General features: G+C 44.2%; 16 protein-coding genes. 4 read left to right on the top strand and 12 right to left on the bottom strand.

The window, feature by feature from the left end; translation table 11 throughout:
* Positions 1 to 2 precede the first annotated feature (2 nt).
* Entirely contained in the window at positions 3 to 995 is a 993-nt protein-coding gene (locus tag IE164_RS05580) for a FecR family protein (protein WP_189629185.1), read from the bottom strand.
* 47 nt (positions 996 to 1,042) lie between these two features.
* Positions 1,043 to 1,615, bottom strand: coding sequence for an RNA polymerase sigma-70 factor (locus tag IE164_RS05575; RefSeq protein ID WP_189629184.1), 573 nt, complete (start codon positions 1,613 to 1,615; stop codon positions 1,043 to 1,045).
* 134 nt (positions 1,616 to 1,749) lie between these two features.
* On the opposite strand from IE164_RS05575, the gene IE164_RS05570 reads away from it, so the two are divergent.
* The 3 genes from IE164_RS05570 to purE are packed head-to-tail and all read left to right on the top strand — an operon-like array spanning position 1,750 to position 5,248.
* Positions 1,750 to 3,552 carry a MutS-related protein gene (locus IE164_RS05570; protein WP_189629183.1) on the top strand — a complete coding sequence of 601 codons (1,803 nt, stop codon included), beginning with the start codon at positions 1,750 to 1,752 and terminating at the stop codon, positions 3,550 to 3,552.
* Positions 3,553 to 3,608: 56 nt separating this feature from the next.
* A complete protein-coding gene (locus tag IE164_RS05565; protein WP_189629182.1) occupies positions 3,609 to 4,745 on the top strand; it encodes a 5-(carboxyamino)imidazole ribonucleotide synthase in 1,137 nt (378 codons plus the stop codon).
* Entirely contained in the window at positions 4,742 to 5,248 is a 507-nt protein-coding gene (gene purE / locus IE164_RS05560; RefSeq protein ID WP_189629181.1) for a 5-(carboxyamino)imidazole ribonucleotide mutase, read from the top strand. Before IE164_RS05565 ends, purE begins: the two co-directional genes overlap by 4 nt.
* Here purE and IE164_RS05555 read toward each other — a convergent pair.
* From IE164_RS05555 to IE164_RS05545, 3 genes are all read right to left on the bottom strand, one after another.
* Complete coding sequence (locus tag IE164_RS05555) at positions 5,245 to 5,466, bottom strand: hypothetical protein (RefSeq protein WP_189629180.1); 222 nt, start codon at positions 5,464 to 5,466, stop codon at positions 5,245 to 5,247. The genes purE and IE164_RS05555 overlap by 4 nt on opposite strands.
* 138 nt (positions 5,467 to 5,604) lie before the next feature.
* Positions 5,605 to 8,691, bottom strand: a complete 3,087-nt coding sequence (locus tag IE164_RS05550; protein ID WP_189629179.1) for an AsmA family protein — start codon at positions 8,689 to 8,691, stop codon at positions 5,605 to 5,607.
* 119 nt (positions 8,692 to 8,810) lie between these two features.
* Entirely contained in the window at positions 8,811 to 9,347 is a 537-nt protein-coding gene (locus tag IE164_RS05545) for a PepSY domain-containing protein (RefSeq protein WP_189629178.1), read from the bottom strand.
* A gap of 210 nt (positions 9,348 to 9,557) precedes the next feature.
* Here IE164_RS05545 and IE164_RS05540 point away from each other — a divergent pair, with 210 nt between their 5' ends.
* Entirely contained in the window at positions 9,558 to 10,421 is an 864-nt protein-coding gene (locus IE164_RS05540; RefSeq protein WP_189629177.1) for a hypothetical protein, read from the top strand.
* A 79-nt stretch (positions 10,422 to 10,500) separates the two neighbouring features.
* Here the strand turns inward: IE164_RS05540 and IE164_RS05535 are convergent, their stop codons facing one another.
* The 7 genes from IE164_RS05535 to IE164_RS05505 form a co-directional block, all read right to left on the bottom strand.
* The gene (locus tag IE164_RS05535) at positions 10,501 to 12,726 is read right to left on the bottom strand and encodes an OmpA family protein (protein WP_189629176.1); all 2,226 of its coding nucleotides are present in this window, start codon (positions 12,724 to 12,726) and stop codon (positions 10,501 to 10,503) included.
* Positions 12,727 to 12,813: 87 nt separating this feature from the next.
* Positions 12,814 to 15,129: a patatin-like phospholipase family protein gene (locus tag IE164_RS05530; RefSeq protein WP_189629175.1), complete on the bottom strand. Its 2,316-nt coding sequence runs from the start codon at positions 15,127 to 15,129 to the stop codon at positions 12,814 to 12,816.
* Between the two features lie 65 nt (positions 15,130 to 15,194).
* Positions 15,195 to 16,481 (bottom strand): M23 family metallopeptidase, encoded by a 1,287-nt coding sequence (locus IE164_RS05525; protein ID WP_189629174.1) that lies wholly within the window; start codon positions 16,479 to 16,481, stop codon positions 15,195 to 15,197.
* 227 nt (positions 16,482 to 16,708) lie between these two features.
* Positions 16,709 to 18,736 carry a protein-disulfide reductase DsbD family protein gene (locus tag IE164_RS05520; RefSeq protein ID WP_189629173.1) on the bottom strand — a complete coding sequence of 676 codons (2,028 nt, stop codon included), beginning with the start codon at positions 18,734 to 18,736 and terminating at the stop codon, positions 16,709 to 16,711.
* 24 nt (positions 18,737 to 18,760) lie between these two features.
* Entirely contained in the window at positions 18,761 to 20,146 is a 1,386-nt protein-coding gene (locus IE164_RS05515; protein WP_189629172.1) for a dipeptidase, read from the bottom strand.
* Between the two features lie 69 nt (positions 20,147 to 20,215).
* The gene (locus IE164_RS05510; protein WP_189629171.1) at positions 20,216 to 20,962 is read right to left on the bottom strand and encodes a peroxiredoxin family protein; all 747 of its coding nucleotides are present in this window, start codon (positions 20,960 to 20,962) and stop codon (positions 20,216 to 20,218) included.
* A 5-nt stretch (positions 20,963 to 20,967) separates the two neighbouring features.
* The gene (locus IE164_RS05505) at positions 20,968 to 25,647 is read right to left on the bottom strand and encodes a hypothetical protein (RefSeq protein WP_189629170.1); all 4,680 of its coding nucleotides are present in this window, start codon (positions 25,645 to 25,647) and stop codon (positions 20,968 to 20,970) included.
* Positions 25,648 to 25,672: the final 25 nt, after the last annotated feature.

Raw genomic sequence — 25,672 nt, 5'->3', positions numbered from 1 at the left:
ATTTAATGAGTACAGCCAACACCATCTAATTTTATACGATTTTCTTTAACTCTGGAAATAGTCATAGAGGGGAAGGTGGCTTCTAGTATTTCAAGCGCTTCATCCAACGACTTATCTTTTACATTTTGAGAAATCCGGCAATCGCGAATATCTTCTGCCACTTCTATTTTCACCCAATAGGTTTTTTCGAGGTCTCTGGCCACTTCGCTCATGCGTGCGTTTTCAAAAATAAGCTCTCTTGTCCACCAGGCCGCGTAGTTTTTATTCCGCACCTTGTCCCGAACCATTTTGGTTCCATCGGCCGAAAGCACGGCTTTTTCTCCGGCTTCTAATACCTGCTCTTCTCCTTTGGCCTTCTTAGACCTAAAGCCCACTTTTCCGGAAGATACATTGACCTCTACCGCTTCTGCCTCATAGGCTCTAACTTCAAAGCTGGTACCCAAAACTTCTACCTCACTGTTTTCGGTAGAAATAACAAAAGGCAACGATTCATTCCTCACCACATCAAAATTAGCCGCACCGGTGAGAGAAATATTCCTGTTGGTTTTGCCAAAATCTTCATCGTATGATACAGTAGAAAAGGCATTGAGCTTCACCGAGGTGCCATCGGGCAAGGTAAGTTCTTTAATTTCGCCCGATGAAGCCACTGTAGCCAATTGTTCGGCAGTGGTTTTTTGGGCAATGTTCTGCCAGCCTATATAGCCAAGAGCGGCAATAAACGCTATGCTTGCGGCAATTTTTAAGAAAGAGAATCGACCCTTTTCTGCAACCAACGATCGCTGCTTAGTGGTTTGTTGCGCCACTTTCTCCCAGGCCTGTGGGGTGTTTAAATTCAAGGAAGGTGGTTGATTGGTACGACCAGAAATCTCCCAGGCAGCAGTGGTTTTTTGCACCTCATTGCTGAGTTGTTCATCAAGAAGCAATTGCTCTTCAAATTTGCTTCTTTCTTCGGCTCCCATCTCATCAGCCAAGTATTTGGCTATCAACTCTTCCATTGTATTTTGTATCTACAATAATCTGACAATTTTAGGCACGCTTACCCCTACATTAAAGTTATAATTGGTAAAAAAAACATCAGGTAGTCACTTAAACTATCCCTCAGTATCCTTAGTGCCTTACCCATGTGCACTTCAACCGTTTTTTTCGAAATCCCTAATTCTTCTGCAATTTCGTGATATTTAAGCCCTTCTTCCCTGCTCATACGGAAAACCCGCTGACACTGTGGAGGAAGACTTTCCAGCGCATCGTCAATTCGCTTTTGCAATTCAAAATCGGGTTGATGGCTCACAAAGTTTCTTCTCACCTCCTCAATACGTTCTTGCTTACTGGCTACGTGCCGAGCCACTACCTTCTTGTGCTTAATGTAATTAAGAGCAGTATTGTAGGCTGCTCTAAACAAGTAGGAACGAAAGCTGATGTCCGAACGAATCATCTCCCGCTTCTCCCAAAGATTAACAAATGTTGCCTGCACAATTTCCTCGGCAGTATCCTGGTCTCTAACAATGCGCATTACGTACCTGCAAGTAGGTTCGTAGTATTCTTTGAAAAGATTTTCGAAGGCTGACTTATCTCCCTTTGAAAAGGATTCTAACAACTTACTTTCGCTTGTGGACACTCTTGGTAGTTTCTCGTTGGGGTTGAATTTATAAAGTTTTTACTAATTGCAAGCTGAAAGTGCTTAGTAAGCCAATCAGGCTTCAACTTAGCCATTACTTTATACGTAACTCCAAGTCTAAAACACAAAATACGTTGAAAGAAACACCGCAAACTGTTTTTCAGAACAGGCTAGAAAAGTTTCAGAGCAGGCAACAACTCATTAAAAAGAAAGCATCGACCTACTCTTGGTTAAGAATCGGCAGTTTTATACTCTATTTGATTGGCTTTGTGTACCTGGCTGATCGGGGCCATGCTGAGGTAATGGTATATATAAGCCTTGCTTTTGTAGTTCTCTACCTCTATCTCCTAAAAAAGCACGAAGGGCTGAAAAGAGAATTGCGGCTGCTCGACAATCTGGTTGATATAAATTCGGACGAATTGAGCCGAATGCGTTTTGAGTTTTCACATCTGGACGATGGTGCTATATTCTTTGAACCCAACCATCCATACCACATCGATCTGGATATTTTCGGTCGTCACTCGTTGTATCAGCTTATCAATCGAACCTCTTCGGTTTATGGAAGCAAAACACTGGCAGGCTGGCTAAGCACACACGCCACTTCTAAAACCATAAACAATCGGCAGGTGGCTATTCAGGAATTAGCTCCCGCCATAGACCTTCGTCAGCAATTTCAGGCGGAGGGCTTGTCAGAAAAACTACCGGAGGCTGCTCAGGTACAGCAGCTAATCAACTGGCTTAACACCGAGCAGCAGCGTTCTAACTTTGGTCTGTACAAAGTGCTGTTGCCGGTACTGGCCACAGCCACATTAGCCTCCATTGTAGTCAGCGCAATCGGCCTTGTGTCCATAGGGCTACCTGCCCTTCTCATTTTTGTGAATATTGCGGTTTTGGGTACTGTGTTTCGTCAACTCCTCGATATTACCAAACAAACGGAAAACGGTTATCGGTCATTGCGATCGCTAAAAGAACAAATAGCACTCATTGAAAGCCATAGCTTTAATAGCCCGTTACTTAGTCAACTTAAACATGACCTAACCGGAAACAACCAAAGGGCTTCCAAAACCCTGCGTGAATTGTCGAACATTCTGGACAACCTGCAAAACCGCTCCAATCTGCTTTATTTGCTCTTTAACCTTACTTTACTGCTAGACATATACTGGTACCTTAAAATAAGCCGTTGGAAAAAAGAGAATAAGGCCAACCTCGAATCCTGGTTTAGCATAATTGGTGAGTTTGACGCTCTTATGAGCATGGCTGCTTTTGGCTATGCTAACCCCGACTATTGCTTCCCTGTGCTTTCTAAAGAAGCCTGTACCATTAAAGCGACCGACCTGGGACACCCGCTCATTAACCCGGGCAAGCGAGTGAGTAATAACTTTGAATTTACCGGTCGCGGAGGAATTTGCCTGATTACAGGCTCTAACATGAGTGGAAAAAGTACCTTTTTAAGAACTGTTGGCCTAAATAGTGTTTTGGCTTTGGCCGGTGCACCAGTATGCGCCAAGGCCATGGAAATTGGCGAGCTAAAGGTGTTTACAAGCATGCGCACCCAAGACGATCTGGAAGAAAGTGTTTCTTCATTTTATGCCGAACTGAAAAGGTTGAAGCAACTATTGGGTCAAATTGATGATGACAGACCCACTCTTTTTATGATCGATGAAGTATTGAAGGGTACCAATTCAGACGACCGTCACAGAGGTGCAACAGCTCTTATTAAACAACTGAACAGGCAAAATGCCTTTGGTTTTGTTTCTACTCACGACATTGTATTGGGCAACATGACCAACGAACTCCAAGGGGTAAAAAACTATAGCTTTAACAGCACCATTTCGGGCAACCAAATACACTTTGACTACAGGCTGACCCCGGGCATTTGCAAAAGTTTTAATGCGACCAAACTAATGCAGCTTATGGGTATTGAGGTAGATGCTTAAAACAGTCTTTGCTTTGGGTTGAATTACTTATTTTTGGGCTCATTTCTAAAAATATCATGGCCTTCGATTCAAATCTAAAAATTGGAGTTCTTGGTGGCGGGCAATTGGGCCGAATGATGATTCAATCGGCTATTGACTTCAACCTGGACATTCACGTACTTGACCCTGACCCTAATGCTCCCTGCAAATGCATAGCTACAAGCTTTGAAACCGGTTCATTAACAGACTATGAGCGGGTAATGGCTTTTGGCCAGGACAAAGACCTGTTGACCATAGAAATTGAAAATGTAAACACGCAAGCACTCAGCGAACTGGAAAAGCAGGGAAAGAAGGTATTTCCTCAACCAAGGGTTATAGAGCTTATTCAAAACAAGCTACATCAGAAAAAATTTTATGCCGCCAATGGCATCCCTACTGCGGAATTTCAAGAAGTTTCAGGAGCAGCCGAAGTAGCCCAAAAGAAAGATTTTTTGCCATTTGTGAACAAACTGGCCACTGGCGGATACGATGGACGTGGTGTACAGGTTATTCGTACAGAAGATGCTTTAGGGAAGGCTTTTGATGCTCCCGGCTTTGTAGAAAAACTGGTCGATTTCGATAAAGAGTTAGCGGTAATTGTTGCCCGCAACGAGGCCGGGCAGGTGCAAACATTTCCTACGGTGGAAATGGTCTTTCATCCGGAACACAACTTGGTAGAATACTTATTTTCACCTGCTTCCATTAGCCCTGAAATTGAAGACCAAGCTCAACAACTCGCTAAGGAGCTCATAGAAAAATTAGATATGGTTGGTCTTTTGGCCATTGAAATGTTTCTTACCAAAGAAGGCCAACTGTTGGTTAATGAAATAGCACCACGAACTCATAACAGTGGCCATCAGACTATCGAGGGCAATGTCACTTCGCAATTCGAACAGCACCTCAGAGCCATACTAAACTGGCCCCTTGGCAACACAGACACTCTCATTCCTTCGGCCATGGTAAACCTGTTGGGAGAAGATGGCTACAGTGGAGAGGCTCGCTATGAAGGTATGGAGCAAGTGCTGGCCAAAAACGGTGTGCATGTGCACCTATACGGAAAAAAACTGACCAAACCTTTTCGAAAGATGGGGCATATAACCGTGGCTAACCACAACATTGACCAACTAAAACAAACCGTTAACTTCGTGAAAAGCACCTTAAAAGTAAAAGCATGAGCCAACCACAAGTAGGAATAATAATGGGCAGCCAGTCAGACCTGAGGGTAATGCGAGATGCTGCTCAGGTATTAGAAGAACTGGGTGTATCGTTCGAACTCACCATTGTTTCGGCCCACCGAACACCAGAACGTATGTTCGATTACGCCAAAGCAGCTCGCCAGAAAGGACTTAAGGCTATTATTGCAGGAGCAGGAGGAGCAGCCCACTTGCCCGGAATGGTTGCCTCACTTACCACTTTGCCTGTTATTGGGGTGCCTGTAAAATCAAGTAACTCCATCGATGGATGGGATTCTGTACTTTCTATTCTTCAGATGCCGGGAGGAGTACCTGTGGCTACGGTGGCCCTGGATGGGGCAAAAAACGCAGGTATTTTAGCAGCCCAAATTGTCGGTGCCTTTGACCAAGACGTTGCCAACAAACTTGAGACATACAAAGAAAACCTCAAGGCTAAAGTAGAGGAGAGCATTAGTGCTGTATCCAAAAACGGCTGGAAGGCCTAAAAATCGAACTCCGGCTCGGGCGAGGTATGATGAAAGTCATACCAATATTCATACAAGCTGTATTCGAGAGCATCGCTAACAAAGCCCTCGGCTGTGTTGAATGAAAGCGTGCTCGACTCGGGCAAAAACTCTCTGATTTTAATGGCCTGATCGAACGGAAGCCGTGATATGAGCACATAACCGGTGCCTAAGTCTATATGTGGGTTTACCTTTTCCATTTATTATGCAAGCATAACAGTTTTATGGAATAATATTGATAATGAGCTATTTAAGATTTTGTTAAGTTGACGAAAGCCAATATTAAGCTTCCGTCAACTCTAACTTTAGGTTGTAACTTTTATCTACTGCAGGTCGTCTTAGCGGTTGTCTCCGCCTCCCTTATTGTCTTTATTATCTTTCTTCTTTTTCTTGAGAATACCTTCTAACACTCCTTTGGCTTTCTCCTTTACGTCTTCGAGCTTTTTATCTACGGAGTCCTTTTCAACCCCTAACTTTCCGGCAGTCAATCTGGCCAGGCTATCCTTTTTCACCTGCAACAGGCTATCGGCCTTGGCCTTCAAGGTATCTTTTTTTGCTTCGATCACATTCTTGGCCGAATCTTTAGCTACATCTACTTTATTCTGAACCTCTTTTTTTACCTCCTCCTTCTTCTCTGCCACTTTATCGGCTACCGCTTCTTTCACCGTATTTTCAACGGTTTTACCATTGGAAGAGGCAATACTCTTTAGTGTAAACTGAGGTTTTGCAAACTGGCCTGCCATTCCCACATTGAGTATTAGGTTATCGCCTCCCAAAGGGTTATTGCCTCCGGTAAGAGAAGACACCAGACTATTAAGTTGTGCTCCTACCTTACCGGCCGGCACATTCATACGCAAAACATAGTCTATGGAGCCATCGATACCCGTACTGCCCGATATGGTTGTTTTATATTGTCCCAGGTTTACATCGAAGGGTTTTACATGTAAGCGTCCGTCTTTAATTTCAGCACTCATCTTCACTCGCTCAAGCGTAGCAGCTCCAATATCGCCAAGCTTGGTTACAGAAGCCAAACCCGCCAATACTTCCGATTCGCCCAAACTTGCCTGTAAAATCTGAATAAGCCCCTCTCCTGTCAAAGTAGAATAATCGGGCATCATATCGGCACCTAAGGCTCCCTTAATAGAGAAGTCCGTGGAGAACTGCCCTGTCATTTTCTCGGTAACAGGAGCCAGTTTTTGCACCATATCTACACTTTGAAATGAAGATGGAATGGAAATTCCTGCGGCTCCGAACTTGAAATCGAAGACAGGTTTGGCGGGTTTGCTATCGTACAGACCATTGGCCGTTACTGTTCCATTAAGTGCGTTGAAGCCTGAATTTTTTAGGCTAATCGCACCATTTTTGACTTCAATTTGTCCCTCCATGTTGTTCAGGTTAAGGCTGTTGTACTTTACCTGACCTACTTTGGCTGTGAGATTGAATAGTACGTTTTCCGGAATTCGCATGACTTCAAGAGGTTCATCGCCCGATGTAGTTTGTTCTTCTTCTCCGCTTTCTGTCATCCATTCATTCACATCCAGCCTGTCGGCTTCTACATTAAGTCTACCGGACAAGACTTCATGATTTAGGGCAAAACCAAGAAAATTCTCCAGCTTACCACTCATGCTATAACTGGTAGAGCCGGCTTTGCCAACATAATTGGTCAATGCAATGGAGTTATTGTCGAAGCGAGCCTCTGCGCTGCTAATACTAATTTCCTGCTCTATCCCCTCGCCTTCATAGGCAAAACCGGTAAGTATTATTTGGCCCGAAGTAGGCAAGCTACTGTAGCGCTCGGCCTGCAAATCGCTCATTCGGCCACTACTTTGCAAATCGGTTTCAATCTTCCCTTTCAGCTTCATCCCTTCCATAGGATAAAGCGCCATCAATTTCTCTAAATCCAGTGAACCTGAAGATCTCACATCCCATTTAAAATTATCCGGATTTTCTAGTTTCATCTGAGCCACAAACTCCTGACCATCCATTTGTAGTGAGAGGTTGTCGACTTTTATTTCGGTATCCGCCAGTTTGCCTGTCTTGTTGGTAACACCGGCTAAAAGCACTAATTTTTCCACAGGCGCAGGCACCTCTGGTGTCTTGATGTAGCCATTTTCCAGGCTCAAACCAATATCCATTAGCGGGACTTGCTTTTTCAGACTATCGTAAATACCCGAAGCATCGGCTTTAATAGAGAGTAGCCCCCTTAGCTCATAGCCTTTCATGGGGTAATATCTTCCAATTTCAGCCAAATTAAGTTGCCCGTCTACAGAAGCCTTCATTCGATAGTCTTTCAGGTTTTCAACCACCAGCGAGGCGTCTAACGGGTTCGACCCCATTTCCAAATGCAATGTTTCCAGATCTACTCGGGTATTCTCGACAACCCCGTCAGGGTTGCTTACACCAAGTTTTACCTTAACGTTCTTTATGGCATCGGGCAAATCGGGATAATGAAAATAGCCGTTGTCAATAGCCAAATTGAAATGAAAGGCCGGCATGCTACTTTCATTGTAAACACCTTTCAGGTGGCCCTCGAAATTAAGTCTTCCCGTAGCCTCTAATTCGTTGAAAGAATTGGAATATACGGCCGGCACGAGAGATAGAAGTTGTTTGAATTCGGCTCCGGGAGAAGCAAAGGAGAGATCCATTCCGTAGCCATCTTCCAACATAGAAAACGAGCCACTGGCCGAAATGGGAAATGTATTTACTTTGAGCACATTGTCTTTGAAGGTATAGGTTGAGTTTGGCAAATCCATAGAAAGAACCACATCCAGATCGACCGACTTGTTATGCAAGTAGTCTATTCCTTCATAGGTAACCTCAACATCTCCAATCGTTCCGGTGGTCTTCAGGTCGAAAATATCATTGGCAAAATCGCCCTCGCCTTTCACGTTAATATCCGCCAGCTGCATAAAGTAAGATAGGCCCTGATCAAAGTAAACAAACTCACTATTACTGATGGTAATGGAGCGCAAACCAAAAGTAACTCCTTCGCCATCGCCTGTTTCTTCAGCTGGAATTTCCTCCGTAGTTGCCTTTGCGATGTCGTAGTTGGCCGTACCATCTTCTAAAACAATGATGGTAATGTCGGCACCATCGGCCATTATAGACTTAAGGCTTATGCTTTCTCCGAACATTACTTCTTTAAGATTGACAGTGGCAGAAAGCTCTTGTACTTTGAAGAGCGTATCCTGATCAAAGACTCCTTTTCCAATAATGCCCATATCAGATAGTGAAAGAGTGAAATCAGGGAAGTTCCTTCGTAGGGAAAGGTTAAAGTCATCAAAGTATAGTGTGGCCTCCGTATTTTTCTCAAACTCACTAATGATGAGTGCCTTAATTTTATCTTTAAAAAAGACAGGAATGAGTAGCAGTGCCACAAAAAGCACTAAAATAAAACCCAACAGAATCTTAAAAACCTTCTTCATAATTCAACCTTAATAACGCGAAAGCAATTTAGCGATATTCGGGTGCTGCCACCAGAAAGTTTAAATACTTCAAGATTTATTAATGAGAAGTAAAGAAGCAAACCTCTCCAAACGGCAGATTAGCCCTTCGCTTTTATGTTTCTGATTCGCTTAGGCCCATACCAGAGCCACAAACCAGTAACTATAAGAAAAACCAGTCCAATGCCCAGTATGTTCATAGAAATGAGCTTAAAAAAGTCGGAGACAATAGATCCGTCATGAATGTGCTCTATCCAGTCGGAGTGACGTTTGGCCACAGAAAGAATTTCCAGGTTTGTGGCATCTACCTGCACTTCCCAGCTACCGCTATCAAAGATTACCTTGGCAATACCCTTACCGGGGCGGTACTCAATCCGGTCGAAATTATCGGCCGTGAGCCCAAGAGAATCTACGGCTGCCAAAGAGGCTTTGGCCAAGGCTTCTACCGACTGATAGTTTTCGAGCGACTGGTTTACTCCTTTTTGGGTAGGCGGTTGTAGCAAAGCAATGTCTTTCTTCCACCCCAGTAAAATGCCGGTAATTGCGGAAAGCAATAAGAAGAGAGCCAGCACCAGCCCTATCCATTTATGAATTTTGCGGTAACTCCTGAGTGATTTCGAAAGGTTTTGAGACGCCATAATTAAAGGAGCGCAATAACTGTAAAATCCAGAATGAGCGCAAGTAGATTTATATGTTAACAGTTAGTTAACATATAGCCTCCCTTACTGACAAAAACCTATGATATGTCGGGCATTTTTTCCAAAAAGTTGCTTAATGTTAATTTAATGTTAACTTTGTATTAATCACAGTTTACATGAGCTACTCAAAACCAGTGCGCAGACAGAGACATGAAGAGGTTGGTGTACATATGGCTTTCTACGTTTATCCTAAGTTCGGGCTTAGGACAAGACCTTTCATGTAAACTGATAGAAAACAGCCCCAAGACCTCTCAGCAACTGCTTCAGTTTTTAGCACTTACCGGTTCAGAAGAAGACTCGGCCATTCTCCAATCATTCGATAGGCTGATTGAACGACTGGAACGGGTTGAAACTCGAAAAAAGACCGACTACGCGTTTCTAAAGGCACTCTTTTACCGCACTCATTCGGGTATTCTCAAAGAGTACGACAGACTGGCAACCATGAATCAGACGCTGTCTAACGGTAAGTTTGGTTGCCTGACCGGTACTGCGGTTTATGCGCTTTTGCTAGAACATTTCGGTTACGACTACCAGATTATTGAATTGCCCAACCATGTATTCATTCACCTCACGGTCGATGATCATTCGTATGTCTATGAGTCGACATTACCCATGAGTGGTTTCCGTAAAACCTCAGTAGAATTGGAGAAACTTTTGGAACAACCATGGGTCAATCATCGTAGAATAAGCCAGTTGAGTACGGTTGGAGACTGGTTCGAAAACTTCGAGGTAATACCGGGGCAACAGTACAAAACCATCAACCTTCAGCAACTAGCAGGCTTACAATATTTCAACGAGTCTGTGAAACACTACCTGGCTAAAGATTACATCACAGCAATGGAAATGGTTATGACGGGTTACGATCTGTATCCATCAGAAAGAAACGAAAAACTTATGCAACTGATTATTAACAAGATTTTGAAGTACGACATGATTAAGGAGGAGGTAAAAAATCAGTATCTGGAAAAATATGTACGCTTCGTAAAGCGACAAAAAATATCTCAAACAAAATAAGTATCTAATCCCAGATACTATCCCTAATTCAAATACATGCTTACAAAAAAGCCCTTCTGGTAAAGAAGGGCTTATATTTCTATTCCAGTTTCAGAATTTTGAACTCTACTCTTCGGTTAAGCGCTCTACCCGCCCTGGTGCGGTTAGAAGCTATAGGTATTGTTTCGCCATACCAAACAAACCTCAACCGGTCTTCATCTATACCCAAGGTGGCTAACCCCTTTCTTACAGCCTCTACGCGTCTATAAGAAAGATCCACATTGTATTCATCTGTTCCGTAGCTGTCTGTATGACCAGCCAACTCTACAATGGCGTTGGGGTAATCATTCATAAACTTAGCCAGGTTTCGCATCTCTATCCACGATTGCTCCTTGAGCAAGTCTTTGTCGAAGTCGAAAAACACATTGCGGATGATGAACGACTTACCTACTGCGGCCTTTACAATCTCAGGAGTAGCATATACGGTTGGAGTGGCTACATTAGAAAGTATCGCATTTTGGCTTAGCTCGGGCAAACCAAGTTCTCTGCGCTGGGCGTTAAGTACCTCAAACGTATCGCGCTTAATTTCGGGAAGAGCCAATGTAATGGCCACTGCTTTGACTACATCTTGCGGCACTGCTATTGGTTCGCCAAGAGCTATCTGGGCACTATCGAGGTCTAGCCTGTCTAACGATACTGCATACACATTGAGGTCGGAAACATCGAGCAAGTCGATGGTACTTCCTACAGGAATATAGCCGGGAATCTCTGCCCTGTAACTATAAATTTCATCTGCAGGAAGTTCAATGCAGTAATTGCCTCCCGCATCGGTTCTTACTCTTCCTACTTCTACTCCATCTCGTAGCCTGGAAAATACAACCTCTGCATCGAGAGGCTCCTGTGTATCGGGATCCACAATTCGGCCACACAGTGACACCAGCCTGATTTGGCGTGTAACCAAAGGCAAGGTAAAAGAATGGATGTCCAGATCGTTGCCTTCTACTTCGCGACAGAAATAGCCAAAGCCACCATTTTTGGGTATGAACAAAAACATATCGTCCACCTCGGTGTTGATCACCGGCCCCAGATTTTCAGGTTCTGTCCAGCTCTGCCAGGAGTTATCGAGCCTTCGGGTCATAAACAGGTCTTTCTTACCGTAGCCACTATGCCCGTTAGAGGTAAAAATAAGTGTCTTTTTGTCTGGCATGAGAAATGGCCCTTCCTCTTCTCCTGCCGTATTGATTACCGGCCCCATATGTACGGGTTCTGTCCAAACACCATCTTTTTGAAGGAAACTCACATACAAATCGCGCTGCCCTTCTGTACCCCGGCCTTCTTCTGAAATAATAAGCACCTCACTGTCGGGGGTCAGCCAGAAGTTCACATTTTCATGTACGTTCAGGTCATTATAAATCTTAAGATTTTGCGGGTAAGTCCAGGTTCTTTTGTCTATTCTTCTGCTTTTGGATAGCCCATAATTCATGCCTCCCTTTAAATATTCATTACCGAGAATAATGAGCTCCTCATCTTCCTGAAGAAAGGCACTTATAAAGTTGGGATCCAGGTTGTTTAGAGGCTCACCAATGTTAAAGGCCAGACCCCAATCTTGAGTATTCTTATCAAAGTCGGAATACCAAATATCTTCCAGATCATCAAGACCACCAACATTACCTTCGTGGCCTCTCCGGCTAAAGTACAGGGTTTGTCCATCTTTGGTGAGCAAGGGCTTAATCTCTCGTTTATCACTGTTCACCAAATCGTTCAATCGGTATACCTGAAGCTTGGTGTTGATGTTGGGCATCAGGTTAATTCTGGCTTCAATAGGGGTTTTAGAATTAGAAATTCCAATGCAGTCTATATCGCTAAACCCATCAATGGCAGCCCCGTTGAGTACCACCTTCACAGCCGCTACATTGTATGGCGTTTTGTCGATAAAAATACGGAACATGCGCCAACGCTCACGCACAGGCTCGGCCGGCTTGTCGTACACTTTGTATTCATTGCCCTGCTGATCGTATAAAAATACGGTTGTAATTGCTCCCGGATTGTAAGTTTCGCCAATGGCTATCTGCTCTATGGGCATGGGTAAATCAAAACCCACCTTAATAAATTCTACCGTATTAGGTTTGTAGGGCCTCCAGGCATTGGGATTGCTGCCACCGGAAGGTAGAATGTTTGGTTTGAGAAGAGCTTGCCTGGCAGAGTTTTCCAACTCTGTAAATTCAGATGACACCTGTTCTACCCGAGTGGCCCATTGCACGGTGGTTTGGGCACTCAACGACAAAAAAGTGCTAACTATGAATAGTAGGCTTAGGTAGTGTCTCATGGTGAGTCGCGCGTCTGAGCGCAATCCAATATTAACCAAATTTAAAGATAACTAACTTTGCCTGCTGTCACAATTCAAAAAATATAGCTAATCGTGGGACTTTTGGTTGAAAATGAGATAACCGAATGAAAGCATCAATCCCACGGGTGCGCTATTCCCTTCAATGTAGTTGAGCCGCAGGCTTATTGGGCCGGGGATGGCTTCATAGACAAAAGCCAACATTCCTTTAATGCGAGGCTTTACGAAACCCACATCCACAACAGCCTCCTGATTTACATCTGCAATTTGACGGTAGGGTACAAAGGCATAAAGTTCTGCGCGGACACTAAGACTTCGGCCCAAACCATAGAGGTGTCTCATTCCGGTAGCCACATATCCGGGGGCTCGAAAATCTTCCAGAAAAAAGGTCTTGGAATCGAACATAGGCTCAAACGATGGAACATAGAGCTGCGTAGCATGGTAGTTCCTTAATGGCCGAATGGTTGAATAAGAGCTTTCCACCATCCACCCGAAAGTGTAGCGAGAGGTTACCTGACTATATTCCTCAAAACTCAACTGAAAAGTGAGCCAGCTGCGGCCAGATCGATAGGTAACCGGGTTGCTTGGATTATACAGTGTTGAGGTGGAACCGGGCATATAGTCGAACGTAGCATTGATGTATTTTAACGATGTGTAAAACCGGGAGCCCACAGTAGCGAACTGTTTTTTGTTCAGACTATTTCTCTCATAAGCCAGCTTACTCCTAAACCCTGTAAGCTCTAGCCTGTCGAGCAGGGCATCGGAAGAAACACCGGGCGTATTGCTATATGCATCACGATTGCGCAACAGTCCATCTTCTAATGTCACCACACTTCGCTGGCCGGTACCAATACCCAACACAACGCCCAGTCTTCGATCGATGCGATCGAGTACTAAAGGCTGAACCGACTCATCGAAAAAGTCTTCCGTACTCAGGTAATCCCAGTGGTTGTATTGAAAGTTTGGTTCTACAAAGAATCGGGTCTTAGGATTGACATTAAACCGTGTTGCAAGGTTCAGGCTCTCATAAAACCGCCCGGTAGAAGCCAACATTCGGTAGGTGTTTAGCTTTTTGTTGAAGGAATTCAATTCGGCACCCACCTGCAAAGTACTTACCTGCCGGGTAGATATGTTCCCTCCAAAATCTATGGTCAGTGAATTTTTGGCCGTGGGTTTAAGATAGAGCTCCAGTACATATTGACCGTTGGTTTCATTGTAGGCAAAATTGGGGTAAATGTGCTTGAAATATGGTTCAGAAACCAGTTGAAAATAGGCTCTACTCACTTGGGTGATAGACTGGGGTCCATCGTCAAAATCAATGAGTTTGCGAATAAACTTCTGCTGGTCTGTGGTAAAGCCAAAGAGCTTTAACTCACCAAACGAATAGGGCTTAAAGGCATTATGAAAGTCTCTTCTGGCAATAGTGAGTTTTATTGGGTCTCTTCGCCCCTGCACTTTTTGTCTTAGCTCAGGCAAACTCCTTATGGTTGCCGAATAGCCCGAGTCTATGAGCGCTTCCACCTTATCGAAATCTACCGCGGTATATTGCTCAATACTTGGCTCCAGATAAACATCCCCTTCCTTGATTACCGAAGGATCTGTTTTATCCAGAAACATAAACAACAAGGCGTCATTTAAAATCTCTTCATCCTTGTCAAAAGGATAGGTCTCACTCAATTTAGTGGCCACATTGCTTCCAATGACCACATCGGGCGCAAAATGCTCTTTCATAATATCGACCGGGAAATTGTCATATATGCCTCCATCGAACAGATACTGATTTTCATTTTTAATCGGTCGGTAAAAAAACGGCACCGCCATTGAGGAGCGAACGGCCTTCATAAGCGAACCCGAGTCGAGAGCCAGAGTACGCTGCGTAAACACATCGGCTGCAATGGCGCGATACGGCACCAATAGCTTGTTGAAGTTAAAGCCGGAAGCCTGAGCAGCCTGGCTAAGGTATTCATTGAGCACAAAGTTAATAATGAGGTCGTTTGCCAACGGGGTGTTAAGTTGAGGCCCTGTTTGAGGGTCGAGAATCAAATCGAGCGAAATCCACGAAGCGTTGTCTTCGGCCCGCGTATAGTTGTACTGGTAGCGTTCGGTAGATGTTCCCTGAACCCAATTTTGAAAAGCCGGGTCTTTTACGATCATTTCAATTTCATCGGGGCTATAGCCAGCTGCATAAAAAGCCCCCACCACTGCCCCCATAGAGGTGCCCACTATATAATCGATTGGAATGTGATTTTCTTCAAGGGCTTTAATGACCCCAATGTGTGCCAATCCCTTGGCTCCGCCTCCACTCAACACCAGACCTACCTTTTGTTGTTGAGCCAACAGGTTGGAGCACAGGAAAATCAAGCCAATGACACAAGCCCTCTTCATGTCTCGAATAAACAAAAAAAGCAGGGCAATGCACCCTGCTCTGTTCTAAGTTTAGATTAATTTTTTTAGTTACTGGCCGAAATACCTTTGCTACCCCAGGTTTTAGGAATATCGTTGAGTTTCTTATTGGTGAGAGAAACCACCGCCTCAAAAGGAATTTTATGCTCGGCCTTCAGTGGTGTTTCGGCAGGTAATTCTTCTCTTAAGAAGTCTACCTGAACCCCTCGTTTCCAGAACCTGAAACATAGGTGGTAGCCTGTGGCCAAACCTGTTTTACCTACATAACCAATTACATCTCCCTTTCTTACTTTATCTCCTCGCTTGTACTTACCAAATTTACTCATGTGTAAATACCCGGTGGTGTAGGTGCCATTATGCTTTATTTTTACATAGTTGCCATTGCCCTTGGTAAACCCTCTTTCAATGATTACTCCATCTCCGGCCGCTTTGATAGGTGTGCCCCTATCGGCCGCAAAATCAGTTCCCAGATGAGGTGTTCTACGCTTGAGCACCGGGTGAAATCTGTTCGGGTTATATCGGCTGGAAATCCTTGAGTATTCCACAGGGAAGCGCAGAAAAGCCTTTTGTGCGCTCATGCCTTCTTCATCAAAGTAGTTCAATCCATCTCCCTGATCGTAGGCATAAGTCATGTAGGAATTGCCCCTGTGATTAAATTCAGCACCAATAATATTACCTATACCCACAGGCTGTCCATCAACCACCCGCTCTTCATAAATTACCTTAAACCAATCGCCCTTAAACAAAGCTCTCATATCAAGCTGCCAACCATACAAATCGGCCATTGCATTGACAAGGGCAGGAGACCCACCCTGCTCTCTAATGGCATGGTCTAAAGATACTGTAATAAGTCCTGACATGGTTTTTTCAACCACTTCTACCTGCCGCTCTTCCTTAAATACCGCCAGAGAATCATCTAGCTGATAGATTACATACTCCAAATCGTTGGGTTCATACACAAAGTAGGATGCTCTTTTTATGGAGTCGTTGGTATAAAAAATGGTATAGGGTTTGCCAACTACCAGATTGCGAACGCTATGAACTGTTTTGGAAATACGATCGATGGTGAAAATATCCTGATTGCTCAGATTGAAAGGAAACAACAAATCGGCAAAAGTCTGATTTCTTCTAATTCTCCCTTCCTCAATCTCAAAAAGGTCTAATGGTATGCCAAACTTAAACTGAGGCTCTATAGCTTCTTCTACAAGCTCCTCTGCGGATAAATCCGTTTCTTCTGCCTCTAACCCCCTGTTTTTCTGTGTTTTAAACACTAATAATGCTGCAACAACCAATACTGCTACTGCCCCTGCCACTCCGGCAAATCGTTTATTCATTGACCTATCGTTTTGAGCTTAACGTCAAAGTAAAGCATTTCTGTTTGAATGTAGAAAAAAAGTATAGGAAGTAATACTTTTTAGTATTGACCCTTAGGCTGTTAAGCAACCCTAAGCACCCGGTATATGGCGGTTTTTTAGAAACTGTACCTCAAAAAACATCGGACTAATTATAGTCGATTACCGTTTGTTTGCTTCAACATGCACTGAATTTTGCCAAAAGGCACTTAGTCATCAAGAGTAGTGCTCGATGCCGCAGTGGCACTCATTCTTCTGGCAAACTCAGCCTTGCCTTTGTCCAGAAAGTCTACAAAATTTTCAACGTCCGGATCGTAAGACAATGGAGCTACCAAAGGCTGTTCGTTGGTATCGAGCAACACATAATATGGCTGGGCATTTCCATTGAATTTGGTGATTTGAAAGTCGAAGTTCTGTTTGCCAATGGTCTTTTTAACCTTACCATCGAAAGAGGACGTGTACCATTCCGATTCGGGCAGCTCGGTTTTATCATCTACATACAAGGCCAGCACCACATAATCTTGCTTTAGCCGCTCTAAAACTGGATCGGCAGACCACACGTTTTGCTCCATCTTGCGGCAGTTTACACAACCATGGCCTGTGAAGTCTATAAATATGGGCTTGTTTACTTCTCTGGCAAACTCCAGCGCCTGTTCATAGTCGAAAAAGCCTCTCAGGTTGTGCGGAAGCTCCAGAAAGTCGGCATATTTTACTACACCGTCAAAGCCTACCGGTGCCACCTCTACTACCTCAGGTGCTTCTTCCAATCCAAGGGTAACCGCAAAGGAAAAGTCTTTCTTTTTTTCGGGAGGAAGATACCCCGCCAAACCACTGAGTGGTGCTCCTCTAAAGCCCTGAAACAGATATACCGCAAAGGCCAGCGATATAGCGGCCACCACCAACCGCAATGGATGAAGCTTCTTTACTTTGCTATCGTGCGGAAAGCGAATAATGCCTAATAAATACAAGGTGAGCCCTAGTGCCAACACAAACCAAATGGCTATGTAAATTTCACGATCGAGCAAGCCCCAATGATAGGCCTGATCTGCCACACTGAGAAACTTGAACCCAAGGCCTAGCTCAATAAAACCCAGCACTACCTTTACCGAGTTGAGCCATCCGCCAGACTTGGGCAACTCTTTGAGCATACCCGGAAAAAAGGCGAACAACGTAAATGGTATAGCAAAGGCGATAGAGAAGCCCAACATACCTACCAATGGCTTTATCTTAGCCCCCTGAAAAGACTCTATCAGAACCGTACCTACAATGGGGCCGGTGCAAGAAAAAGACACCAACACCAGGGTAAACGCCATAAAGAACACCCCTAAAAAGCCTCCTTTATTAGCTTTCTTGTCCATCTTATTGACAAATCCGGTTGGTAGATTAATTTCGAAGTAGCCAAAAAACGATATGGCAAAAATCACGAATACGATAAAGAACAGGCTATTGGCTATGGCTCCGGTGGCCAAATCGTTGGCAATACCGGCTCCAAAGAAGCTACTAAAGATAAGCCCCACCAGAATATAAATGAGAATAATAGAGATTCCGTAAGAGGCCGCTTTTAATCTGGCCTTGGCTCTTGACTGGGTGCTGTTGGTAAAAAAGGCTACAGTCATGGGAATCATAGGGAAAACACAGGGGGTTAAAAGGGCAGCCAAACCAAAGAGAAAAGCCGCCAAAAAGAATCCCCAAAGCGAGCCACCATCATCGGTCTGCAAAAGCACACTATAATCTCCCTCAGCCTGTTGATCTTCTCCACTAACTACTTTTATAAAATTGAAGTCGAAATCGGCATAGCCGGGTATGCATTGCCCATCTATATCGGTACAAGTCTGAAATGAAAGTGTTCCGGAAATGTTGAGGTCTTTCTTCAGCACCCTTACCTTTTGCCTAAATTCACCCTTACCTTCAAAGTAGGTCACATCTGCTTCCCAAATGTTATCGAACTTCTTTTTGGCATCAATGGGAATGAGGTCTCCAACCACTTCAAAACTGTCGTTATCCTCATATATGGCTTCTGTTACCATTGGCCCTACGTCAGGATCTATATCACTAGAGTAGAGGTACCAATTGTCTATTATTTTCACCTTAAAAATAAGCTCTATTACTTCTCCGGTTTGCACCTCGGTTTTGGAGGCATCGAAGGTCCAGTTGGTGGTAATCTTGAGCTGAGCCCAAGATTGGCTAAAAGCCATGAGCCCGACTATTATAACAAAAAGTAACTTTAGCTTATTCATAGGTATAAATTAGTGGCTGATTCATTAACGCATCTCTGCAAAATACTTGTAGAACAGCGGAATAGTTTCAATTCCTTTATAATAATTGAAAAGTCCGTAGTGTTCATTGGGCGAGTGGATGGCGTCTGAGTCGAGGCCAAAGCCCATGAGCACGGTCTTGCTACCCAGTATTTGCTCAAACAAGGCTACAATAGGAATGGAACCTCCGCCTCTAAAAGGAACCGGCTCTTTTCCAAATGTTTCTTTCATTGCTCTTGCGGCAGCCAGATAGGCGGGTGAGTCGGTTGGGGTAACGGCCGGCAAGGCTCCATGATGAGGCCTTACTTCTACACTAACTGATGGAGGTGCAATTGACTCAAAGTGGTTTTTGAACAACTCGGTGATCTTATCCGGGTCTTGATGTGGCACCAATCGCATAGAAATTTTAGCATATGCCTTTGAGGCAATCACGGTTTTGGCTCCCTCTCCGGTATATCCTCCCCAAATTCCGTTCACATCTAAGGTAGGGCGAATGGAAGCTCTCTCCATGGTACTGTAGCCTTCTTCTCCCTCCACATCTTTCAACCCTATAGACTTTTTGTAGGCTTCCAGATTAAAGGGAGCCCTGGCCATGGCAGCTCTTTCTTCGGCAGTGAGTTCCAGCACATCGTTATAAAACCCGGGTATATTAATACGCTTCTTTTCATCTTTGAGTGACGCAATCATCTCGGCCAAAACATTGATGGGGTTAGGAACTGCCCCGCCATACAAGCCTGAGTGTAAATCGCGATTAGGACCGGTAACCTCTACCTCCAGGTAGCTCAGTCCTCTGAGCCCAACCGTAATAGAGGGTACATCATTGGCAATAATTCCGGTATCGGAAACCAATACAATATCATTGGCCAGCATTTGTTGGTGCTCTCGAAGAAAAACCTCCAAATTATCAGAGCCCACCTCTTCTTCACCTTCAATAATGAACTTTACGTTGCAATCTAATTCTCCGGCCGCCATCATGGCTTCAAAGGCCTTAATATGCATGTACATCTGGCCTTTATCATCGCACGCTCCGCGGGCAAAAATGGCTCCTTCCGGGTGAATGTCCGTCTTTTTAATTACGGGCTCAAAAGGAGGTGAATCCCAAAGGTGTAAGGGATCGGGCGGTTGCACATCGTAGTGTCCGTAAACCAACACTGTGGGTGCCGAACTACTTACAGACTTTTCTCCATATACAATCGGATGCCCCTTTGTTTCATACAGTTCGGCCTTATCGGCCCCGGCTGCCTTTAATTTTTCCTGAATATATTCGGCTGCTTTTTTTACATCGGCCTTGTGGCGGCTGTCTGCACTAACTGAAGGGATTCGAAGTAGCTCCAACAGTTCGGTTAAAAACCGGTCTTTATGTTGGTTGATAAAGTCTTGTGTTGCACTCATATAAATCGTCCGTTTGAGTGCAATTTAATGGATTAACAAAGAAATAACAGACCAATGGTCACAAGATTATCATTGGCCGAGAGCGTCTTTGAGGCGTTTGCGCAAAGTATACTTAAGTCCTGGAAAATAGCCTTCCTGAGAAAAGATTACTTTTCCGTTGGGGTCGAGCAGCAAATGGGTAGGATAGCTGGTTACACCGTAAGAATGAGCCACCCTTCGACCATTAGGCAACAGCTCATAGTTGAAGGCGTGTTGCTCTAAAAACTTTGTGATACGTTCGGGGTTATCCAGTCCGATAGCCAAAAAGTTGATTCCCTTAGGTTTAAACTCTTCCACTAACTCATTCAACTCGGGCATTTCCATAATGCAGGGCTTGCAAGCTGCAAACCAAAAATTGAGGAGTACATACTGCCCTTTAAAATCTTGTAGGTTGATGGAATTTCCCTCTAAATTTTTTAGTGTAAAATCAGGAGCTTTTTTGTTGAGCATAAAGTCGCTCCCCTTCATTTTTTCGAACGTACTGATTTTGGCTTGTCTGGCTTCTTCGCTGGCCACTTCAAAAACAGCAGCTTTGGGTGTTCCGTGAGCATCTACATAGAAGGCGGTCATCAGATCCACGCTCATAAAGTGCTGCATAAACTCGGACGAAGGTACTTTGGTGCCATCGTGCAAGTAAACTTCCAAAGCCGTGATGTCTATTTGAATATTTCGTTTGCTGTCAAGCCGCTTCCATTCCTTGTTAAGAAAGTCGTAGTCTTGGGCCTGAACAAATACCGGAAGGATAAGTGTAAAAATGAGCAGATATATAATTCTCATACGTTTTATTCTTCAAAACCATCTCCTTCAACAGTGCCTTTCTTCTTGAGTGTTTGGCTAGACTCTGAAGCCATTAGCAACTGATAAGGTTCATCGACACCAAAATACAGTTTTTTATAATCGATTACCCACTGAATAACACGTTCTTTGGTACTTGGAATAGCCCTGAAGTTACCCACCTTGGCCTTACCCGCATTGATGTTCGGTATAAGGGCATTGAAAGCATCGTTAGAAGAAAACGCCTCTAACACAAAGCCATCGTACATAAAGTAGTACCATGTACCATCGGTCATTTCCAAAAGCAGATTCATAATGTCTCCTTCAGGCGTTTTTCTAATTTCCATGTAGCCATCCAGTTCCATATTCAGGTCTACGTTGCTCACATTGGAAAGACTTATTTTACCCTTGCTGTAAAAAGCTTTGTTCTGCTGAGACCACTCCAAATGAACATTGCTTATCACCAGGTCTTTATTCAGCACCCCTCCCGATGCAGCAACCAAAGGAGTGGGAATGGTTTGGTACGACCTATCCCAGGTGCGGGTGGCTTCGTCTCCAATAAACTCTGCCACTTTGTAAATAAGCTCCGAACGGTCTTCATGGGCTTTGGGTACTCCCAGTTTTTCGCCCATCTCTTTCAGGTTTCCGGCCATTGCGGCTTGAGCTTCCAGCGGCAAACCAAACCCCATGGTAAACATGGCGTCTACCTGAAACTTGGCCGAATCCAGATTACCTTTACCCTTGCCCGCAGCCTGAACATTGGCCATGTTGTTACCCGACAGGAACTTGAGCTTACCTTCAAAGGTCACACTCTGCTGTTCTTCGTTGTAACTAAACATGCTTCCGGCAAAATTGTAGGAGGGATCTTCTTTCTTTTTAGGGTTATCTATTCGGAACGATCCGCTATTGGCATCGTAATAAAGAACCCCTCCGCGAGGCACAAAAAAGTCATCGTCCAACCGGTTGCGCTTTTCGGTTATAAAAGACATGTAAGGCTGCCCCTGATCGAAGTGAATGCCGGCATTGAGTGGTTGCCCCAAACGGGTGGTAGCCTCATCAAAAGGTATGATCACCTCCTCAATGTCATCGTTAGACGAGTATTCGATCCAGATATTGCGCTCTTTAAGCTTTTCTAAATCGAGCTTCACTGCTCCGTCCAACTCCAGAGCTTTTTTATAGGCATACATGGTTACTTTTCCTTCGTAGATAAAACCGGGAGAAATACGAATACCTTCTTCGGCCGATACATGGCCGCTAGACCGGGTATGTGGCCCATGCTCTTTGTCTTTGGGAATGAATTGGAAATCGTTGAACTGAATGGCGAAGGTATCTTGTACAGCATTCACCAACTCATAAGTTCCGCGCCCTTTAAAGCTGGTTCTGGAAAGTATTTCAATTTCGGCATCGTAGAGTCGGTGGTAAGCCCCGGCCGTATCCATTAAAATAACCGCATTCTGAAGCTTTTCAATTTTGGAGTTTTCCAACACCGTGAGCTTGCTTCCTTCCGGTGTAATGAGGGCATCGGCCACTTTTATGTACGGAATACCGGATATATCAAGCTCTTTAGTTTCAATGTTATACACCGCATCGGTTGCATTAAAGGCCAGTGAATCTAAACGAGTGTTGGTAGAGTAAAAAAACGATTGTTCTATGGGCGAATCTTCCGGTTTACTCATGGTCACCAGTTTGTTGTTCACATCCCACACAGCCGAGGGTATGGAGGTCTTGAACTGGGCATAAGGAAACTCCAAAGCTGCCGCTCCAGCCACCTCCGGTTCAATAGTGGCCATTTGGTTTTCTACATCGAAGTTTATTCGTACTTGTTTAGAGCTAAGTATAGGCTTGGCCGAATTGTCTGCCTTAAGTGTAAAGTCACTGTTTTTAGCTTCAAAATCATTAATGGTAAAGGCAATGGAATCTGAGGTGAGTACCGAACCGGAAAGCTCTAGTTCACCGGAACCAAAAAGCCCTGTTTTTCTCAGTAGTAAGCTCCCCCTTAGCCTGGCTTGATTGTCGAAGATATTAAAGGGCTTATCTTTTTGAAGGTTTTTGAGAATCATGCTGTCTTTCTTGGCCAGCCAATTCATGGAATAGGCCTCAATGTTCATGGCCGGATAAGAAACGGTATCGATAAACCCTGCCTGCATTTCTCCCTTAATACCTTTTTCTGCCACCAGTGAATCTAAAAACATGGTGGCTTTCTCATTGTCGAACCTACCGGTGAGAAACTCAATGACCCCGGGCGATGTAATACCTTGTTTGTTGAGGTGTACCTCTCCATAAAGACGGCCTCCCGTCTGATAGAGGTTATAGCCGCTATCGGGAATGGCATGTATAAATCCAAAACTCTTATCGGGCATTACCTTAAGATTCTCTTTGAACTGGGGCAAAATATTGTTGGAGTAGAAGGTTCCCTGAAAAGCATATTGGGAAGGATCCGCATCGGCCACACTGTCTAACTCAAAAGGAGGTACATCGAAATAGACCGTAGAATCATAGGCTCCTTTTAGCACATCGGACTTATCGAAAATAACACTTGCACTTTCTGAAGAGCTGAATATAGGATACTGTGGCATTGATTTAAGAGCCGATTTATTACCGGGATCGTTGATACGCAAAATACCCGATGTCTTTACCAGTTGATTGCTCAGCACATCCTTCTTTCCTGCATCCATTTCTACCCTCAGCTTTATGGAGTCAATCTTTACCAGATTCACCAGAAAACTATCGTAGCGAAACGTAAAATTCTCTCCGTTGAACTGGAAATTTCCGGCATCTAGAGCACCATCGAACTCAATATCCCGGTTCTTCAGCACTTTAATTTCGCCCTGGGTAGGGGTAATGATTACGTCCAATGAGTCGCTCACTAAAAATTTTTCTACCCCTCGCACGGTGAGTACCGAGTCTTTAAAGTTGAAAGTGGCATTGGGAGCGTTGGCTATCACCGAAGAAATGATCAGGTCGTCATAATCTGTTTTTTGTCGGCTGGCCTCCAGGTAATGATATCCCTTCGCCAACACCTCAACCTCGCCCAACACTTCATCGAAACGCACCAGCCCCCTAGACATAAGCAGTTCCATGGTCTTTTTTACCAAACCTTCATCTACCCCGTATTGTCGGGCCATTTGCGAGGTATAGAAAACACCCCCGTTTTTCTTGGCCATGTTTACCGCGGCAATTAGCGGATGAAAACTGTATATCTGCGCCAGGTCATGAAATCTATCGGCACTATAAAAATCTTTGGACTCTATGCTCAAGGGCACATCGGCCCTGGCTGAATTGATAAAAATATTGAGTGAGTCGCTGTTAAGATCCCATGAAAGCTGGTCTCCGGTAAGATCCATATTGTAGAAAGATGACCGAAAGGGTGTGGTTTTGTAACCGGGCACACTGGTTTTAGACACCAAACGATCGCGCTTGTAATCATACACAAACTCTATGGCCGGGTGAAAAATAGAATCTTGCGCGTGGTAGAGGGTTATATTGGCCTGAACTGCCGAAACCAGCGAGTCTTTGTTATTAAATACAAAGTCTTTGCTAATAGCCTTAAATCGCACCTCTCCGTTTACTCTGCCAATGAGAGTTGAGGGTTCATTATAAGCTGTTTTCGAATAAAAATTCATGCCCTGATAATTGACCCCTCCTTTGAACGTGAGCTTTTCAGAGCCAAGTCCTTTTATGGGTGTTCCGGCATTGTATGAGATAAACCTGGGGTAGGTACCTCTTTCGCTACGGGCCGGACGCAAGTTCAGGGTCAATTCGCCAGATATTGGCTCATCGATTTTAGCCGGCTGATTGAACCATACGTTTTCGAACTTAAAATCGTGAGCATTTACCGGAAATTCATAGCTACCCAACCTCACTTGCATGGCCTCTTTGGCCACACCAAAGGCCGTCCAGTCTATGTATCCATCCTGACCTCTGAACAACTTCTGATCGAACAGAAAATATCCTTCTGTTCGCTCAATTGTAAAGGTATCGGTCTGACTGGCCAGTACTATATCGCCTCGCTTTAAGTGTATAACTGAACCCATTTCACGATATATTTCGGGCATCTCTTTGGTAAAGGGGTCGGCAACCTCCTTCTTTGGCTCAATATATTCTCCTCTCGCCTGAGCCTTTAAGGTTTCAATGTCAACCGGTTCTTCGGGTTGTTGAACAATGATCAGATTGTCAGAGTAGTTGTCTTCATTGAAAGCAATTTCATACTCGGCATTTCTAAAAAATACTGCCTGGTAACGGTCTTTATAAATTGCCTGATCTTTTAAGAATGTATAAAGCGTTTTTATGTAGTAGTCGAGCTGAATCCTGTCGTAGTTCTCTGCGGCCTTCCGAATAGAATAGCTCAGTTTTTCCATGGCTTCGGAAGAAAAGCTTCTTTCCTCTCTGGCCAAACGCAAACCATCGAGCAGCTCTTTAATGTCGTAGCGAATTCTCACTCGCTTTTTATCCAGTGCTAGCAGAGCATGTAAAAGATTGTTTTTAGTAACGGCAGAAAAACCATTGTTCTGGTAGTTCTCTATAAAGAAGTGATATTCCTGAGGAAAGATGCTTGCATCTGCAGCCTCAACAATAGTCTTAACATTTGGGGTAAGCACTACTGAGTCGGCAGGTTCGGAAGACTGTCCGGCAAGCGACTGAACTAACAAACAGCTGAGCAATATTGACCAAAGAATGCTCTTGTGCATAGGGGTTCTGGATTTGGCTATCTTA

It is taken from the genome of Roseivirga thermotolerans (genome assembly GCF_014653175.1).
Lineage (GTDB): Bacteria > Bacteroidota > Bacteroidia > Cytophagales > Cyclobacteriaceae > Roseivirga > Roseivirga thermotolerans.
Note: the sequence above shows the minus strand (reverse complement) of the source record. Positions and strands in the feature narration are given on the sequence as shown.